Below are 16,560 nucleotides of genomic sequence, written 5' to 3'. Positions count from 1 at the left end.
TCGCCTCCCGACTCCCAGCAGTTCATTTAGAAAAACCGCTCCCGACCGCTCCTAAAATCTCCGATCAGTCTATCTCCCCCGTCCTGTCACTGTCTTCAATAATCACCAAAGGTACAAGAAATTATATGTATCGACAAAGGCGGAACCAATCAATCGATACTCCAGGGTATGGACATTTGGCCCCCACGTGCCCAAATTTCATCTCACTTTCGCATCCCCGGTCGTCGTCAAATCAACGTAGAAAATCAAAATATCTTCCTTTTGTCAAGACAAAAATAACCGGTACAGCTCCCCGTTAATTTATCTAAGCCTGCCGATGAATAACTCTATCTCTTCGACGGTCTGTTTCATGATGGGAATGCTTTTATTAAATTTCTTCAGCTTTTTCTTGTTTACCTTTTTGAGGTTCTTTGTGTAGAAGCTTCTATATTTCGTCACGTCATTTTTCCCGACAATTCTGAGTCCATGATCGACGATCCTGTCAAAGAAGGAAAAATCCTCGCTTATATCCGTAAGCGTTATGGCATAATTGACGTTGTCGTCCATCAAGTCGAGGCACGCAGCGAGTCCGGCCTTCACCTCATCGATATATTGTTCTCTGGTCTTGATGGGAAGCTCGCCGCCCCACTCCACGTTAAAGTAATCCTCCGGCTTCAGATTTCTCCTGAGAAGCTCCTTGCTTGCAAGAAAGAGCCTCCCCGTGATTGCGAGAGAGCCGTAGAGGGGATCGTTGAAACGCTTGTTTCCCTTAACCTCTGCACCGGCATCTTTGGCGCCTTTTTTGTTATCTTTCTTTATAACGTCGTATTTTTCAACATACATGTTATAGGGATACGCCAGCTCGACGGCCTTGACTATATAAACGGGATCGGAAATGCCCTCCTCCAATATCGTCTTGAGCTCCCGGTACTTCGCGAGGAGGGCCTTTGAATCCTCCAAAAATTCCTTTTCCTCGAGAAACGGCTTATAGTAAGCACTCCAGCTGTAGAATACGACATAAATTGATGCCGCCAAAAAGACTCCCAGCAACAAGAGCCTGAATCCCCCCCATCTGACCGCCTCGGCCCCGCCCCTTTTCCAGGGGACCTTCCCCGCCTTGTCACCGACGGGAATAGATTCAACCACCTTATCTTTCGGCTCCTTTTTCGGCTTCTTCTCCTTTAATCCAATTCCCTTTTTGCCTCTGATCTCTATCTCCTCATCCTCATCCTCATCAAGGGGCTCCACCACCTCCAGCGGCTCATCAATGATGTCTTCCAGGACATCCCCCTCCATGGGACCAAGGATGTCATCCTCGTCGAGGGAGCCAATATCATTCAGTTCGCTCACGAGGGATATGTCGCCGGCACCACCTCCCTCGACGTAACCAAGCTCGTCGTCCTCGAGAAACCTCAAATCGTCTCCGCCGATGTCTCTCTCCAGCTTTATCTCCTCGACAACGACTTCGGCTTCATGTTCCCGGCCGACAACCGTCTCCGGCGAGAAGGTCTTCTTGCAGCGGGGACACCGTATCTTCCCCGCCGAGGCCTTCAGCTTATCTTCCGATATCTTGCCGTTAAGATTGCAGTGCGGGCAGGTTATATTCATCTCTACCCCCCAGTGGAAATTTATCGAATTTGAATATTTAAAATCTGTGACTATCTAAATTATAATCCGGCGCCTTTACACATCAAAAGGGGATGCTTCAAATAATATTTGCCGTTTGACCTTGATTTCATCCGCCTTTTGTGTAAGAATTTTAATTATATATTTTTTCTGCTAAATAATCAAGGATTTTTAGGGGCTCCATTTGACACCGTTTTGGTCTCGATGCCCCAGATCGAAAAAGCGTTTCAAGGACGCATTTTAATGACACGTTTTAAGGACACGTTCTAAAGACAATATGCACGAAGAGATAAAGGAAAAGGGGATCGCCATATTCAGGGCGGCTACGAAAAGCGTGGACCCCTACTCGGTGACGACAGGAGAGCTCGAAGGCCGCCGAGAGGCGCTGAGAAGCTTCAAGAACATCTACGTCATCGGCATAGGCAAGGCCGCCCACCCGATGACTAGGGCCGCAGAAGATTTTTTTGGGGACAGGATTACCGGGGGTGTCGTCGTTACCAAGTACGGCCACGGAGACAGTTTGAAAAAAATAGAAGTAATTCAGGCCGGACACCCTATACCGGACGAGCGGGGAGTGACGGGGGCCGGAAGGATCTACGAGATCGCGTTAAAGGCGGGTGCCGGAGATGGAAAGGAGAGCATCGTGATCGTCCTGATTTCCGGCGGCGGATCGGCCCTCATGACGGCTCCTGCGGACGGCATCACATTAGGCGACCTCAAGTCTGTAAACGAGGGGCTTATCGCCTCCGGCGCCGACATCCACGAGATAAACTGTGTGAGGAAGCACCTGTCCAAGCTCAAGGGGGGATGGCTAGCCAGGATCGCCCATCCGGCGGCAGTCCTCTCCCTCATCATCTCGGACGTCGTCGGAGACGACATATCGACAATAGCGTCGGGCCCCACAACCTTCGACCCCACAACCTTCGAAGACGCAATGGCCGTGATCGAAAGATATGACTTAAGGGGGAAGATCCCGAGATCGGTCATAGAACATCTGTCCGCGGGAGCGAGGGGCGATGTGGAGGAGACGCCGAAGGGGGGAGACCCGATCTTTGCCGACGTCGAAAACGTAATCGTGGGGAGCGCGGCGGCGGCCATGACCGGGGCCGAGAAAAAGGCCAAGGAGGAGGGCTTTAACGCCGTCGTTCTCTCGTCGGCCTTCGCCGGGGACACCGAGGAGCTCGCCCTCTTCCACAAGGGGGTGGCGGCGGAGGTTGCGGCCCAAGGGAGGCCCGTACCACCCCCGGCCTGCATCATCTCCGGGGGAGAGAGCACGGTCAGGGTGACCGGCCCCGGAAAGGGGGGAAGAAACACCCACTTCGCGCTCTGTTTCGCGGCCCTGACGGAGGGAGCAAAGGGGACCTACGGCCTCTTTCTCGGGAGCGACGGCACCGACGGCCCAACGAACGCCGCCGGGGCCTTCTCGGCTCCGGACACGATCTCGAGGGCGAGAAGTATGGACCTCGACGCGGAGCGATACCTGAAGGAATGCGAATCGTACAATTTCTTTGAACTCCTGGGCGACCTCGTCATCACGGGGCCGACCAAGAACAACGTCATGGACATCCGCCTCGTTTTCGTCATAAAGGAGGATGAAAGATGAAAAAGGTAAAGAAACAATACAAAAAGCCGAACTTCATCTTCAGGGCGCTTGGGGGATTTACGGCGCCGATCAGGGGGCTCGGCTTTTTGTTGAAAAATTTCGGGCTCATCAGGTATGCGGTCTTTCCGATGATTATCAACGCCATCCTTGTCGTCATCATATACATTTTCGGCACGAAGCTCCTCCTCGGCTACATGGACAGGCTCATCCCTGATGAAAAGGCATGGTACTGGATGGTTCTTTTCTGGATTGCGGCGGTCTTCACCGTGATCCTCTTCCTTCTCGTCACCGCCATAATTTTCTACATCATCGGGGGGATCATCTGCCTGCCGTTCAACGAGCTCCTCTCCCAGAGGGTGGAGGCTATCGTCCTTGGCAAAGCCCACGAAGAGCCTTTTTCCTTCCGAGTAATAACAAAGGACATCGGCTACGCCCTGACCCACGAGATATTGAAGAGCACTATCTATCTCTTTATCCTGGTATTCATCCTGCCCCTCTTTTTCATCGGGCTCTTTACGGTGGTCGTCTCCATAATATTTACCGTCATTTTCAATATAATTACGTGGATGTTTTTGGCTTACGACTATTTCGACCACCCTCTGGGAAGGAGGAGAATCCCCTTCGCGGACAAGATGAGATTTGTATACAAGAACCTTCCCTCCTCCCTCGGCTTCGGGGCGGCGGCGTTTCTGTTCCTCTACGTCCCGTTTCTGAACCTGATCCTGATTCCGCTGAACGTCATTGGGGGAACAAAGCTCTTTTTCGAGATACAAAAATGGTACGGGGAGATGGAGTACAGGGACATATCACCTCGGGGTAAAAAAAGAAAGGAACTAAAAAAATGAGACTTAGAAGCTTTTTTAGAGCGCTGATTCTCGCGATTGTCGCCTTGACCTTCGCGGCCTATCCCCTCTTCGCGTTCGAGCGGAAGGCGGAGATACTGGGGTCCCGGGTGGCGATCCACGAAGTCCCGAATGCCGACACGAAGGCGATCGCCCACGTCAACCGGGGGGTGATCGTGGACGTGGTCGGAAGGGAGGATGCCCCCACCCGTGTCGTCAAGGTCATGGAGTACTGGTACAAGATAAGCTACAGGGGCAAGACCGGCTGGGTGTTCGGCCAGTTTTTGAACCTCGACTCGAACAAGAGGGGACTTACCCGTGTATTCACGCTGAAGGAGCTAATCGAGTACTGCGAGATCGAGACGGCGAACCTCAAGAGGACGAGGGAGGCGGGCGCCCACGAGGCGTTGATCGAGTTTTCCAGGGCCTTCCTGAAAGACCTCAACGATATCTCGACCGACCCGATCCTGTCGCCCCACTACGGGGAGCTTGACGGCTATAGGGTACTTGACGCATACTACCTCGCCCTCGGGTACCTCGGCGCCGGTGACAAGAAAGCGGCGGCGGAGCTGACGGAAAAGATAACAAAGGTATTTCCCAATATTACGCTTCCGGACGGGAGGAGAACGGGAGACCTCATTTTCGAGCTGAAGAGCCTCATCGACGAGGGAAAGGGCGGGAACGGCGGAGCGGACTGACGGTTTCAGGGGTTCATGCTTTTGCAATAAAATCTGGGCGACGGATTCTGGAAATCTCCCCGACATCATTAAGAGAAGCTAGAAAATGACAGACGTGGACATATTCTTCAATCCAAAGAGCATGGCGGTTATAGGCGCCTCCGAAAATCCGAGGAAGGGCGGAAACATAGTAATAAGAAACCTCCTCGATTTCGGCTACAAGGGTAAAATCTATCCCGTAAACCCGAAGGTGGGATCGGCCGGCGGCGAGATTCTGGGCCTTACGGCCTACGACTCCGTCGCGTCCATCCCCGAGGGCCCGGAGCTCGCCATGATCGTTATCCCGAGGGACCTTGTGCCGAAGGCGGTCTCCGAATGCGGCGAGGCGGGGGTCAAGGGGATCATCATCTCCACCGCCGGGTTTTCCGACTCCGGCGAGGAGGCGGGGGTAAACCTCGAGGCGGAGATAAAGAAATCGATTTCAAAATACAACCTCAGGATCATGGGGCCGAACAGCATCGGCACGATAAACGTAAAGGACTCCTTCGTCACTTCTATAACGACCCTCGACAAGCCGAAGAAAAGGGGATCGGTCTCGTTCTTCGGCCAGACCGGAATGTTCGCCAGCGGCTTCTTCAGATGGATAACCTCCTCCCAAAATTTTTCTATTGCGAAGGTGGCCTGCCTTGGGAACAAGGCCGACATTGACGAGTGCGATATCCTCGAGTATCTGGGAAGGGACACTGAGACCGACGTTGTGGGAATATACTTCGAGGGGGTGAGGGACGGGAGGAGATTTATCGACACGGCAAGGGAGGTGACAAGGAAGAAGCCGGTCGTGGTCTTGAAATCGGGGAGGACCGAGACGGGTGCCAGAGCCATATCCTCCCACACGGGGACCCTTGCCGGAAGCGACAAGATATACGACGGCGTCTTCGGGGCATCGGGGCTTGTCCGGGTGGAGGACTTCGACCACTTCTACGATGCCCTCAAGGCCTTCTCCTACGTGCCCTTGCCTATGGGGAACAGGCTCGGCGTGGTCTCGATTACGGGCGTAGGGTGCGTGCTCACGGCGGACTACGCCGGCGCCCACGGCCTCGTCATCCCATCCCTCTCAGATTCTGCAAAGAAGGAGATGAGAGAGGTCTTCCCGGACTGGGCCTCGGTGGGGAATCCGGTCGACATGTGGTTTGCCATCGAGAACGTGGGGCCGAAGAAGGCCTACGAGGTGCTGATAAAAAAGCTCGCGGCGGACGACAGATTCGATATCATCCTGATTATCTTTACCCTCATCCCGGAGTCCGACTTCGACGCCGTCGAGGTCATCTCTAAGATCAGGGACGAAAATCCGGACAAGGTCTTCCTCGCCTGCTTCATGGCCGGGGAGCTTTCGATGTACAGGAGGTGGTACTCAGAATTCGAGGAGAAGAAGATCCCGGTCTTCCCCGACCCGGGGAGGATGGTCAGGGCCGCGGCCTCCCTATACAGATACAGCGAATTTAAGGAAAAGAGTTGAGCCGGGGGGAGATTGATATGTTTTATATCCAGTGCTTCGGCTTGATGCAAAGCGGGCGTCGAGCCCGGTTTATTTGAAATGTTTGAAAACGACTTTTTTAGGAAATAATCGTGATACCATACCCGAACATCGATCCGGTCGTCATAAAGTTTTGGAAGCTGGAGATACGCTGGTACGGGATAATGTACCTCCTCGCCTTTATCACGGCCTTTTTCGTCATCGGGCACCTTGCAAAGAAAAGGGGCATAAAGCTCACCGGCGACGACCTCTGGGACTATATTTTCTACCTTATGCTTGGGGTGATAATAGGCGGGAGGCTCGGCTACTGCCTCTTCTACTGGCCGGGGGGGTTGGTGGCGCTCTTATCAAATCCCCTGATGATCTTCGCCGTCTGGCTGGGGGGGATGTCCTTTCACGGAGGCTTCATCGGCGTGATCCTCGCCGTGATATATTGCTCCCGGAGAAAAGGGATACCCTTTTACGACATAGCGGACATCACCGCCGTCGCCGGCCCCATAGGTATAGGATTGGGGAGGATCGGAAACTTCATCAACGGCGAGCTCTGGGGGCGGGCCACCGACGTGCCCTGGTGCATGGTGTTCCCGCTGGACGAGTTGTCTCTCTGCCGCCACCCGTCCCAGTTATACGAATCGTTACTTGAGGGGCTTGTCCTCTTTTTAATAATCTTTACCATGAACGTCAGAGGCGTCAGGCGGGGGATTCCCACCTGGTCTTTCATCGCATTTTACGGATTGTTCCGCTTCTCCATGGAGTTTTTCCGCCAGCCCGACCCGCACCTCGGCTTTATCATTGGCCCCTTCAGCATGGGACAGCTCCTTACCCTTCCCATGATGCTTATTGGAGGTGCAATGATAATATATCTCCTCGTCAGGGGGGAAAGTCCCTCCGATAAAAAAAATAAGGGCAAAAAGAAAGAAGGGGGAAAGGCCAAGCCATGAGACCCACGAAGATCATTTGCACGCTGGGCCCCGCCACGGAGTCGATCGACATGATAAGGGCGCTGACTGAGGCCGGGATGGACGCGGTCAGGCTCAACTTCTCCCACGGAACCCACGAAGGACACAAGAAGGCCGTGGAGGCGGTACGAAAGGTGGAGGAAGAGATAGGAAGGCCCATCGGGATAATCGCAGACCTCGCAGGCCCGAAGATAAGGGTGAAAGACATCCCCGGCGGCACGCTCCAGTTAAACGAAGGCGAAACGATCAGGCTCACGGGAAGCGCTACAAAGGATCCAGGTTTTCTCGCGATAAACTACCCCCACCTCGCCCGTGAGGCCAAGCCGGGCGAAAGGGTATTCATATCGGACGGGACGATCGAACTTAAGATAACCAAAATCGACGGGGACGAGATAACGGCAATCGTGAAGAACGGGGGTGAGATAATGCCGGGGAAGGGGGTCAACCTCCCCGACACGAGCCTCTCCATAGACTCGATCACAGAAAAGGACAGGGAGGACATAGCCTTCTGCCTCGGCCTCGGGATCGACTGGGCCGCCCTCTCCTTCGTGAGGAGCGCCGATGACATCGTCAAGATAAAGGAGATCATTGTAAAGGCCGGAAAGGATATCCCGGTTATCGCAAAGATCGAAAAGACGGAGGCATTGACCAACATCGCCTCGATCCTCGAAGTCTCGGACGGGATACTCGTGGCCCGGGGAGACCTGGGCGTGGAAACCCCCCTGGAGCAGGTTCCGTTGGTCCAGAAGATTCTGATTCGCCTGGCAAACGAGGTGGGAAAGCCGGTGATTGTGGCCACGCACATGCTGGAGAGCATGATACACGAGAAGCGCCCCACACGGGCCGAGGCGTCCGACGTGGCAAACGCCGTGATCGACGGGAGCGACGCCCTCCTCCTGTCCGGTGAGACGGCGATGGGGAAATACCCGATCGAGGCGGCAGCAACCATGGCGAAAATCGCTAATACGGCAAAAGACGGGCTTCACTCCGAGGACTGGGAGAGCGCGGTCGAGAAGTATCGGGAGGAGAGCGTTACACACGCCGTATGCCATGCCGCATATCACACGGCGAAGGACTTAAACGCCGCGGTGATAGTCACCCCCACCTCCACCGGAACGACCCCAAGGATGGTGGCACGCTACAAGCCGAAGCAGCCGATCGTCGCCCTCTCCCCGAAGATCGACACGATAAGGAGGCTGACGATCTCCTTCAACATTTTCCCCCGCCTCGTTAAGTTCAACGACAACATGGACGACCTGATCAAAACCGCCAAGGAGGAGGCCGTGAAGTCGGGATTCGTGGAAAGCGGCGATATCGCCGTCATCACGGCGGGATTTCCGCCGGGGGTCGCCGGAACCACAAACCTCATCCGGGTCGAGGTCATCTGAAATCGACCCTGACGGTTTTTCCTTTAAAAGAAGCTGACATGGCAAACGAAAGGTGATAGATGACACAGAGTACATTTTGTAAAGAGACCCGACCATGAACACTCGAGAGAGATTCCACGCCACCTGCAATTTTGAAAAGCCGGACAGGCCGATACGCTGGGAGACGATAGGGTACTGGACCGAGACCCTCGACCGCTGGCACAAGGAGGGCCTCCCCGAGACGGTCATCGACAACGTATTTACAGGCCCGGACTACTTCGGATTCGACAAGATGAACTACCTGACGGTGGCGGCCGGGCCGGACTGCGACCCGAGCTTTTGCCCCGCCTTCGATATCGAGATAATAGAGGAGACGGAGAGGTACGTCTTGAAGAGGGATATGGCCGGGAAGCTGGTCAAGGTACACGTCGAGGGGCAGTCGGGCCTTCCCCAGGATTTCGATCACCCTGTAAAATCTATGGCGGAATTCGAGGGACTGAAGTGGCGCCTCGACCCGGAGACCCCGGAGCGCTTCACGCAAAACCTCGACATCATGATAAACCTCGCAAACGGCTTCGGAGACGACTGCTTCAACTCAGCCGTCTGTTGCGGCCTCTTCGGGACTTACCGCCACCTCATGGGCCTTGTGGGGATGTCGGTCCTGATGAAGAGGGAGCCGAAGCTCCTCCACGCGGTCGCTGAGAACTGGGTCTACATGCACGAGACCCTCATGAAAAAGGTGAGGGAGAAGGCGATAATCGACTACATCTACTTCTGGGAAGATATGTCCTACAAGAACGGGCCGATGATCTCTCCGAAGGCGTTCAGGGAGTTCATATCCCCATACTACAAGAGGCTTATCGACTCCTTGAAGGCGGACACAGACATCCGCGTCTTCGGCGTGGACTCCGACGGCAACCTCTGGATACTGCTCCAGCTCTTTTCCGAGGTAGGAATAAATATGTTCCTACCATTCGAGGTGCAGGCGGGGATGGACATAAGGGAGGTGAGGGAGAAATTCCCGAAGATGGTGATCTGGGGGGGGATCGACAAGATGGCCCTCTTCGACAAGGACGAGCATATCGAGAAGGAGGTCATGGACAAGGTGCCGCCCGTTCTCAAGAGCGGGGGTTTTATTCCCGCCGTAGACCACACCATACCGCCTGAGGTCTCTCTCAAGAACTACGAGAGATTCCTCGAGATTGTGAGGGGGATAAAATAACCCGGAAACGGGATCGATACGGTCGTCTGAAAATTTGAGGGAGCGCCGGGAAAGTTTTAACCGCCCCTCGGTCTTTCTGTTTTTTCAGATTGAGATTTTAAAAGGCCCGAGACTCATATCAAACTGCAAACGTATGCGGGACAGCCGATGAACGTGCGAGAGAGATTTCACGCCCTGTGTAGTTTTGAAAAGGTCGCGAGGCCCGTCCGCTACGAGGCGCTGGGTTTCTGGGAGGAGACCCTGGCCCGCTGGCACACAGAGGGCCTTCCTGAGACTGTGGTCGACTCGGCGTTCACCGCGCCGGATCACTTCGGCTTCGACAAGCTGAGCTGGCTCCCCATCATGGCGAACACCGACTATGAGCCAGGCTTCTGGCCCGCCTTCGAGGAGGAGGTGATCGAAGAGGTGGACAAATACCTCATCAAGCGGGACGTGGGGGGAAACACCGTCAGGGTATTCACAGACGGCCGCTCGACGATCCCCCAGTACCTCGATCACCCCGTAAAAACCCTCGGCGACTTTGAGGAATTGAAATGGCGCCTCGACCCGGAGACGCCGGAGCGCTTCACCGACTTTCTGGACGCCATGGCGGCAATGGCAAACGCATACGGCGACGACACCTACACCTGCTCCCACCAGTGCGGCCTTTTCGGGACGCTCAGGCTCCTCCTTGGACTGAAGGGTCTGTCGGTCGCCACGAGGAGGGACCCGAATCTCCTCCATAAAATTGCAGAACACTGGGTATATCTCAACGAAGTCACGATAAAGAAGATGAGGGAGCGCTCGAAGATAGACTGGGTCTTCTTATTCGAGGACATGTCGTACAAGAACGGCCCAATGATATCGCCGAAGGCATTCAGGGAGTTCATGTCCCCCTATTATACGAGGCTGGTCGACTCGATAAAGGCGGATACGGACATAAGGGTCTTCTGTGTGGACTCGGACGGGGACGTGACGCTCCTCATCCCACTCTTCACCGAGACAGGGATAAACATGATGCTCCCCTTCGAGGTCCAGGCGGGGATGGACGTCATCAAGGTAAGGGAGGAGCACCCGGACCTCGTCATAATGGGTGGGATAGACAAAAAGACGCTTTTGGGCAACGATGACAGGATAAGAGACGAGGTCGTCGGGAAGGTAAGGTTCATGCTTGGAAAGGGGGGCTACATCCCTTCGATAGACCACAACATCCCCCCCGACGTGTCCCTAAAGAGCTTCGAGAGATACCTCGAGATTGTGAGGGGGCTCTAATGACATCCCCGTGATTGAGAGGACTCCTTAAGAAACGGCAAAGAGAGAAATCACAATCCTGTACAGACCTTCTCAAATAACATTACATATTTCCCGCCAATCATATCTCCAACAACCTGACGAGCGGAGTAGACAGACAAAAACTTTTAGCTTGATATTTCCCCGGCTTCTTGATATATTTTCTCGGTTATCAATTTTGAAAGAGGAATACAAGATGAAAAAGACATTATACCTTTTGGCGGCCGCCTGCCTGATTATCGTCTTCGCCCTTCCCGCCACGGCCGTGGAAAACGCCACCATAACCGGCGACGGACTGAGGGTGAGGGAGAAACCGACCCTCGATGGAAGAAAGCTCGGCACCGTCAATAAGGGCTACAGGGTGGAGGCGTTGGCCCACTCAAACCGCACCGACTCCATCGACGGATTTACCGGCTACTGGTACTACATCGTCTACAAAGACCTCTCCGGATGGGTCTTCGGTAAATACATCCAGGTCGATATTGCGGCACCGGTTCCATCTGAGAGCGAGTTCACGCCGCCGAAGCCCACCGGAACCAAGGCCGTCCTCAAGGATATACTCGGGAACTGGCCAATGTATTTCGACACCCCCAACATTATCTATTCTTTCTACAACGACGGGAAGGCAAAGTTCGTTACCTCCTACTTTGAAGAGGGGACAGACAGGGTCATTAAAAGACCCGAGGTCTGGGGGAGCTACGTCTTCGACGGAAAGACGATTCAGGTTAACTGGAACGACGGAACGAGCAGCGTCTTCTACGTTAAAAAGGAGTACGGCGTAACGAGCTTAACCGTAGACGGGAAGCTCCTCCCTCCGGAGCTTCACATGCTCGGCCCGGGGGAGACGCTGGAGTACGATTAGCGGGGTTGGCCCAGTTATATTAGCAAGGCGGGCAAGGCTGGATAGAAACCTTCAGGACGTTAAGCAGTTCTGCTCTTTATTGAAAGCGGGACTGGCCCAATTTTTTTAACAGTGCTGATAAGGTGGGATAAACTCCTTCAGGATTAGAAAGTTAAGCGGGTCAGCTTTTTATCGGAAGCGGGGTCGGCTGATCTGGTTTAAGTGGGTATACCGGGGACTAATCCCCATTCGATAATTGGCGTTAGGGGGATTTGGGGGATTACCTAATATTGCTCCTCCAAGCCGCTAAAGCAGTTGATGAGAAAGTAAAATTAAAAAACTGCAAGGCCGCCGGGACATCGGCGGCCTTTTTATATTTTCCTTGTCATTTATATAGATACCTATTTATCTCGAATCCGCCCGTGTGACCTTATCCGATCCATCGAGCCTTTACACCATTGCCCATATCCACAATATCAATATGCATCGGCATGAAACGAAACATAGGAAATGATTCGCTTTAGAGCCCTCCTCAACTTAAACGCCCGACGAGTATTGCCCGATCTTAAACAAGAACCGCCCCCATCCAAGCTTAACCGCTGCCCCCGGCCCTCTCGACCGAGAAGGTGAGTTCGCCCCGGGCGATCTCGGCCCCACCAGCCTCGGCCACAACGCCGAACCTGTGGAGGGCGCCGAAGGCGTTATCCAGCATTACGTTAAGCCTCAACGTATCCCCCTCCCTTGCATCTCCGCTGAAGGAGAAGTCCCCGATCTTTACAAGGTAGCCTGCGGCCGGCCCCCCTACATCCTCCTCGTTGACACCCCCCTCGTTCAACAGGCCCCCGCCGGCAACAATGAAAGCCCCCGTCTGGGCCGCGGCCTCGATTATCATCGGTCTGGGCATGACCCGCTCCTCCGGTAGGTAGGCATCGAAGAAATCCCCGAAGGAGTCGTCCCGAACAAGCTCTTTTATCCCGACGCCGCTCTTCCCGAACTCGATTATATCGACCGAGTCGATCAACAAGAAAGGGGGACGGTGAGGGATTATTTTAACAATATCTTCTGCGGTAAACCTCATGAGAGGTCTTTTCTCTCCCGCTCTACAAAATCGGCCAGCGCGTTAAGAGAAGCAAAGGCCTCTTTTCCCACCTCTTCATCCGGGATAATGATTCCGAATTCCTTCTCCAGCGCCACCACAAGCTCCAGGGCGTCGATGGAATCGAGGCCGAGTCCGTTTCCGAAAAGAGGATCATCATCCTCAATATCGGAAGGTTCTATATCCTCCAGTTGGAGGCTCTCAATAATAAGCGTCTTAAGTTTCAATTTCAGTTTATCTTTGTCTTCCAAAGGTACTTCCTCGCTTAAGGTGAAAACAAAAAATATATTTCTAAAAACCTTTTTAGGTCAATCCGCCGTCCACGGATATTACCTGTCCCGTTATGTAGTCCGACTTGTCGGAGGCGAGAAAGAGGACCGCCCCCGTTACCTCCTCGGGAGTCCCCAGCCTGCCGAGGGGAACGGCGGACAGAAGCTCCTTCTTTGTCTCTTCGGTCAGATTGTCCATCATCTCCGTCTCTATAAGACCGGGCGAGACGGCGTTTACGCAGATGTTGAAGCGGGCTAACTCCTGGGCCAGTGAGCGCGTAAAACCTATAACCCCCCCCTTGGACGAGGCGTAGTTGGTCTGGCCCGCCCTCCCGAGGATCGCTGAGGGGGAGACCATGTTGATGATCTTGCCGTATTTTTCCCCTATCATAAAACGTATCGCCGTCTTGCAGCAGTTATAGACGCCCTTGAGGTTTATATCGATCACCCTGTTCCAATCGTCCTCGTTCATGAACATCAGAAGCTTGTCCCGAATGATCCCGGCGTTGTTGACGAGGATGTCAAGTCTCCCCGGATCTTTTCTGATTATGCCGAACATATCCTCCACCTTAGCGGTATCCGAGACATCGGCCTTTATCGCCGTCGCCTTTCGCCCCATCGCCTCTATCTCCGAGACCACGCCTTTTGCGGCATCGTCGTCAGCCGAGTAGTTTATGATTACATCGGCCCCCCTCTCCGCGAGGGCGAGACTTACGGCCCTACCAATCCCTTTGGAGCCTCCGGTAATCAAGGCCGTCCTCCCCGAAAAATCGAAATCACCCGGTGTTTTAGGGGACATATCGCATCTCCGCGGCAACAAAGAAGATTTTTCGTTCGAGCTTATCTTGCCTTTCTTGTATTGCATTCAATATTTTCAAAAGGGTACAAACTATCCCACTTTACTTCTTTAGTCAAGGAATAAATAGCCTCCGGCCTTCCCGTTAAAAATTCAACTTCATTATATTCATCAAATCCCCGTGTATCCCGTCCAATTCAGCAATGGAAGCCGCCTTTTCAGGCACTTCCTCACTCTTCCGGCCTCACAACGACGAACCGGCACCTGTCGTCCCCCTTCGCGATACAGAGCGTCTCCTTGACCACGGTTTTCTTTCCCATTATCCACTCCGCGGCCCCGGCCATAAAACCGACCTGAATGTAACAAATAGCGTTTTTGGTTCTCAGTCCCTCACAGAGATAGCAGGGAGATATCTCGTAGATCAATCCCACCTCCTGCTCCAGGATCGTATATACATCCCCGAAGATGTTGGAGGCGGCGTCGGTCATTACCTTATAGATCTTGAGGAATTCCTCGAACCTCCTTCCGGGAGCTATCTTCTCCGGTTCGACGCCTTCGATATTAAAGAGATATGGGGCCACATCCACCATCAAGTCGAACGCCCTTCTTCCCGCCTCAAGCATGATGCTCCCCGCCCCATTTTCCCCCAGAACCTCTATCAGTGCTGTCGTAATGGTGGTGAAATCCTCGTAGTTATGCGTAAGATCAAGGTCTTTTGCGGGGAATTCGTCGATGAATTTCTCCAGCCCGGTGTATTTTAGAATCGAGAACATCCCCTTCTCGCCCAATATGTCCTCACATACGTGCAATGTGATATAGAAGAGAATATTCGGCAGTTTCCCGCGATGTGGCATAGGATTCCCCCGCAAGCTCTTTTTTACGGATATGATCACACAGTAAAATCATTCCCGGATATTGTTAATACCATAATACATCATTTTTTAAAAATTTTCAAGTAAGATAAAAACCCAAATCACGCGCCTCAAACGGCCCCGGTCCCACCCGTGACGGCAATTTAACCATCTCAGATACACGCAGGGCAAGCTTCCATACACTTGAAGCAAAAGTACTGGAAGCCGATGAATTGGGCCTGATAAAGATTCAGGAATTTCGGGTCCCTCAACATCTCCTTTTTCATCTCGTCCGTCGCGTCTATCATCTTGTAGTGGTACCTTATCAGCCCGCCGATGCCGTACGGCTGGGAGATCTTGAGGCACTTCATAAAATCGGTCTTCCCCTCCTCGTTGAGGGCACCCGCCGGGCACGCCTCGACGCAGAGCCCGCAGTCGTTGCAGAGATCCTCCTCCACCTTCGGGTCGGAGCTTAAGGGGAGCTCCGATAGAATCGCCGTGAAGACGATCCTCGTGCCGAACCTCGGGTTGATGACGATGTTGTGGCGGCCGAAGACTCCCAACCCCGCCGCCACCGCGGCGTGACGCAGGGAGACGTCCCCCACGCTTCCCATGTAGGGGAGATCCATGTCCAGCGGATACGACGGCGGGACGGATACAGCCTTTGTTTCCGTTCCCCTCTCGATGTATCTGGTCATAAGGTAGTTGTTCTTGAGCCCCAGCTCCATCATCCCCATCCGGGTCGTCATGCTTATCCTCTTGTTCTCGCTCTCTATCGCGCCGTGAATCTCCCGATAGCCCAGGACCACCATCGACCTTACGCCGGGCAATATGGTCTTCGGATCGGGCGACCTCTCCGACCGATAGTCGGCTATGTCCGCAAAGCCTACAACGTCCGCCCCCAGCTCCATTCCGTAGTCCCTTATCTCATCTTTATCCATCTCGTCCTCCTTTTCAATTCAAACCTTAAAAGTGTAAAACAAGTTTGATTATCCAAATGATCGTTGCCTGTCTCCCCAATCAGTCGTCCCTCGTGCGGATCCTGTCGAGGTAATCCCTCAGGGCGGCCCCCTCCTCGCCGGTAAACTCCGACAGGAACTCCCTGTTCGCCTCCTCCATCAGCCCGTCGAGCCTTTCGCCCACCTCCCTCCCTTTGGCCGTCAGCCTAATGAGGATGGACCGCCTGTCCTTCGGGTTATGCTCCCTCCTTACATGCCCTACCGATTCGAGGCGGTCTATGACGCCGGTGAGCGTAGCGCTGTCGAGCATCGTTCTCTCCCCCAGCTCCCGGGAGGTAATTTGATCCTGTTCGTGGAGAAACCTCAGTATCATCGCCTGGACGACGGTGATATTTAGATTTGCCACCTTTTGGCTCCAGAAGCGTATGGCCGTCTGGCTCGCCTTGGCCAGCTTGAAGCAGATGCAGTCGGTCGGTTTCATGGTTCACCTCCTTCCCCAAAAAATATAAGTTGTATAACAGTTACTCGTATGCGAGTATTATGTATACTAATGTAATATGGACGGCGTGTCAAGGATTTATTAAAAATTAGGGAATTATAAACGATTTTCCACCAAATTAGTTAGATAAGAAACTACAATTTCGAATATATCATCATTATAACGGTTATT

16 protein-coding genes are annotated in these 16,560 nt (G+C 53.6%); 9 read left to right on the top strand and 7 right to left on the bottom strand.

Annotation, left to right across the window (positions count from 1 at the left end; translation table 11 throughout):
- Positions 1–300 precede the first annotated feature (300 nt).
- A complete protein-coding gene (locus JW984_08745) occupies positions 301–1,587 on the bottom strand; it encodes a zinc-ribbon domain-containing protein (GenBank protein ID MBN1573266.1) in 1,287 nt (428 codons plus the stop codon).
- A gap of 295 nt (positions 1,588–1,882) precedes the next feature.
- Here JW984_08745 and JW984_08740 point away from each other — a divergent pair, with 295 nt between their 5' ends.
- The 9 genes from JW984_08740 to JW984_08700 all read left to right on the top strand — a co-directional run bounded on the left by JW984_08740 (position 1,883) and on the right by JW984_08700 (position 11,940).
- Complete coding sequence (locus tag JW984_08740) at positions 1,883–3,208, top strand: glycerate kinase (GenBank protein ID MBN1573265.1); 1,326 nt, start codon at positions 1,883–1,885, stop codon at positions 3,206–3,208.
- Complete coding sequence (locus JW984_08735) at positions 3,205–4,053, top strand: EI24 domain-containing protein (GenBank protein MBN1573264.1); 849 nt, start codon at positions 3,205–3,207, stop codon at positions 4,051–4,053. Before JW984_08740 ends, JW984_08735 begins: the two co-directional genes overlap by 4 nt.
- The gene (locus JW984_08730) at positions 4,050–4,748 is read left to right on the top strand and encodes an SH3 domain-containing protein (GenBank protein MBN1573263.1); all 699 of its coding nucleotides are present in this window, start codon (positions 4,050–4,052) and stop codon (positions 4,746–4,748) included. The genes JW984_08735 and JW984_08730 overlap by 4 nt, the downstream gene beginning before the upstream one ends.
- Positions 4,749–4,833: 85 nt before the next feature.
- Positions 4,834–6,243: a CoA-binding protein gene (locus tag JW984_08725; protein MBN1573262.1), complete on the top strand. Its 1,410-nt coding sequence runs from the start codon at positions 4,834–4,836 to the stop codon at positions 6,241–6,243.
- Positions 6,244–6,356: 113 nt separating this feature from the next.
- Positions 6,357–7,202, top strand: coding sequence for a prolipoprotein diacylglyceryl transferase (locus tag JW984_08720; GenBank protein MBN1573261.1), 846 nt, complete (start codon positions 6,357–6,359; stop codon positions 7,200–7,202).
- Complete coding sequence (gene pyk, locus JW984_08715; protein MBN1573260.1) at positions 7,199–8,608, top strand: pyruvate kinase; 1,410 nt, start codon at positions 7,199–7,201, stop codon at positions 8,606–8,608. Before JW984_08720 ends, pyk begins: the two co-directional genes overlap by 4 nt.
- Positions 8,609–8,702: 94 nt before the next feature.
- Positions 8,703–9,809 carry a hypothetical protein gene (locus tag JW984_08710; GenBank protein ID MBN1573259.1) on the top strand — a complete coding sequence of 369 codons (1,107 nt, stop codon included), beginning with the start codon at positions 8,703–8,705 and terminating at the stop codon, positions 9,807–9,809.
- A gap of 147 nt (positions 9,810–9,956) precedes the next feature.
- Positions 9,957–11,060 carry a hypothetical protein gene (locus JW984_08705; protein ID MBN1573258.1) on the top strand — a complete coding sequence of 368 codons (1,104 nt, stop codon included), beginning with the start codon at positions 9,957–9,959 and terminating at the stop codon, positions 11,058–11,060.
- A gap of 214 nt (positions 11,061–11,274) precedes the next feature.
- A complete protein-coding gene (locus JW984_08700; GenBank protein ID MBN1573257.1) occupies positions 11,275–11,940 on the top strand; it encodes an SH3 domain-containing protein in 666 nt (221 codons plus the stop codon).
- A 571-nt stretch (positions 11,941–12,511) separates the two neighbouring features.
- On the opposite strand, the gene JW984_08695 is transcribed toward JW984_08700, so the two are convergent.
- From JW984_08695 to JW984_08670, 6 genes are all read right to left on the bottom strand, one after another.
- On the bottom strand, positions 12,512–12,997 hold the full coding sequence (locus tag JW984_08695; protein ID MBN1573256.1) for a hypothetical protein: 486 nt from the start codon (positions 12,995–12,997) through the stop codon (positions 12,512–12,514).
- Positions 12,994–13,266 (bottom strand): acyl carrier protein, encoded by a 273-nt coding sequence (locus tag JW984_08690; protein MBN1573255.1) that lies wholly within the window; start codon positions 13,264–13,266, stop codon positions 12,994–12,996. The genes JW984_08695 and JW984_08690 overlap by 4 nt, the downstream gene beginning before the upstream one ends.
- A 52-nt stretch (positions 13,267–13,318) precedes the next feature.
- A complete protein-coding gene (gene fabG, locus JW984_08685) occupies positions 13,319–14,083 on the bottom strand; it encodes a 3-oxoacyl-[acyl-carrier-protein] reductase (GenBank protein MBN1573254.1) in 765 nt (254 codons plus the stop codon).
- Positions 14,084–14,310: 227 nt separating this feature from the next.
- Entirely contained in the window at positions 14,311–14,934 is a 624-nt protein-coding gene (locus JW984_08680) for a hypothetical protein (GenBank protein ID MBN1573253.1), read from the bottom strand.
- A gap of 170 nt (positions 14,935–15,104) precedes the next feature.
- Positions 15,105–15,872, bottom strand: coding sequence for a 4Fe-4S binding protein (locus JW984_08675; GenBank protein ID MBN1573252.1), 768 nt, complete (start codon positions 15,870–15,872; stop codon positions 15,105–15,107).
- A 79-nt stretch (positions 15,873–15,951) separates the two neighbouring features.
- Positions 15,952–16,371: a MarR family transcriptional regulator gene (locus JW984_08670; protein MBN1573251.1), complete on the bottom strand. Its 420-nt coding sequence runs from the start codon at positions 16,369–16,371 to the stop codon at positions 15,952–15,954.
- Positions 16,372–16,560: the final 189 nt, after the last annotated feature.

Origin of the sequence: Candidatus Zymogenus saltonus, assembly GCA_016929395.1 — a bacterium.
Classification (GTDB): Bacteria; Desulfobacterota; Zymogenia; order Zymogenales; family Zymogenaceae; genus Zymogenus; species Zymogenus saltonus.
The sequence above is the reverse complement of the archived record's forward strand: the minus strand, read 5'-3'. Positions and strand labels throughout refer to the sequence as shown.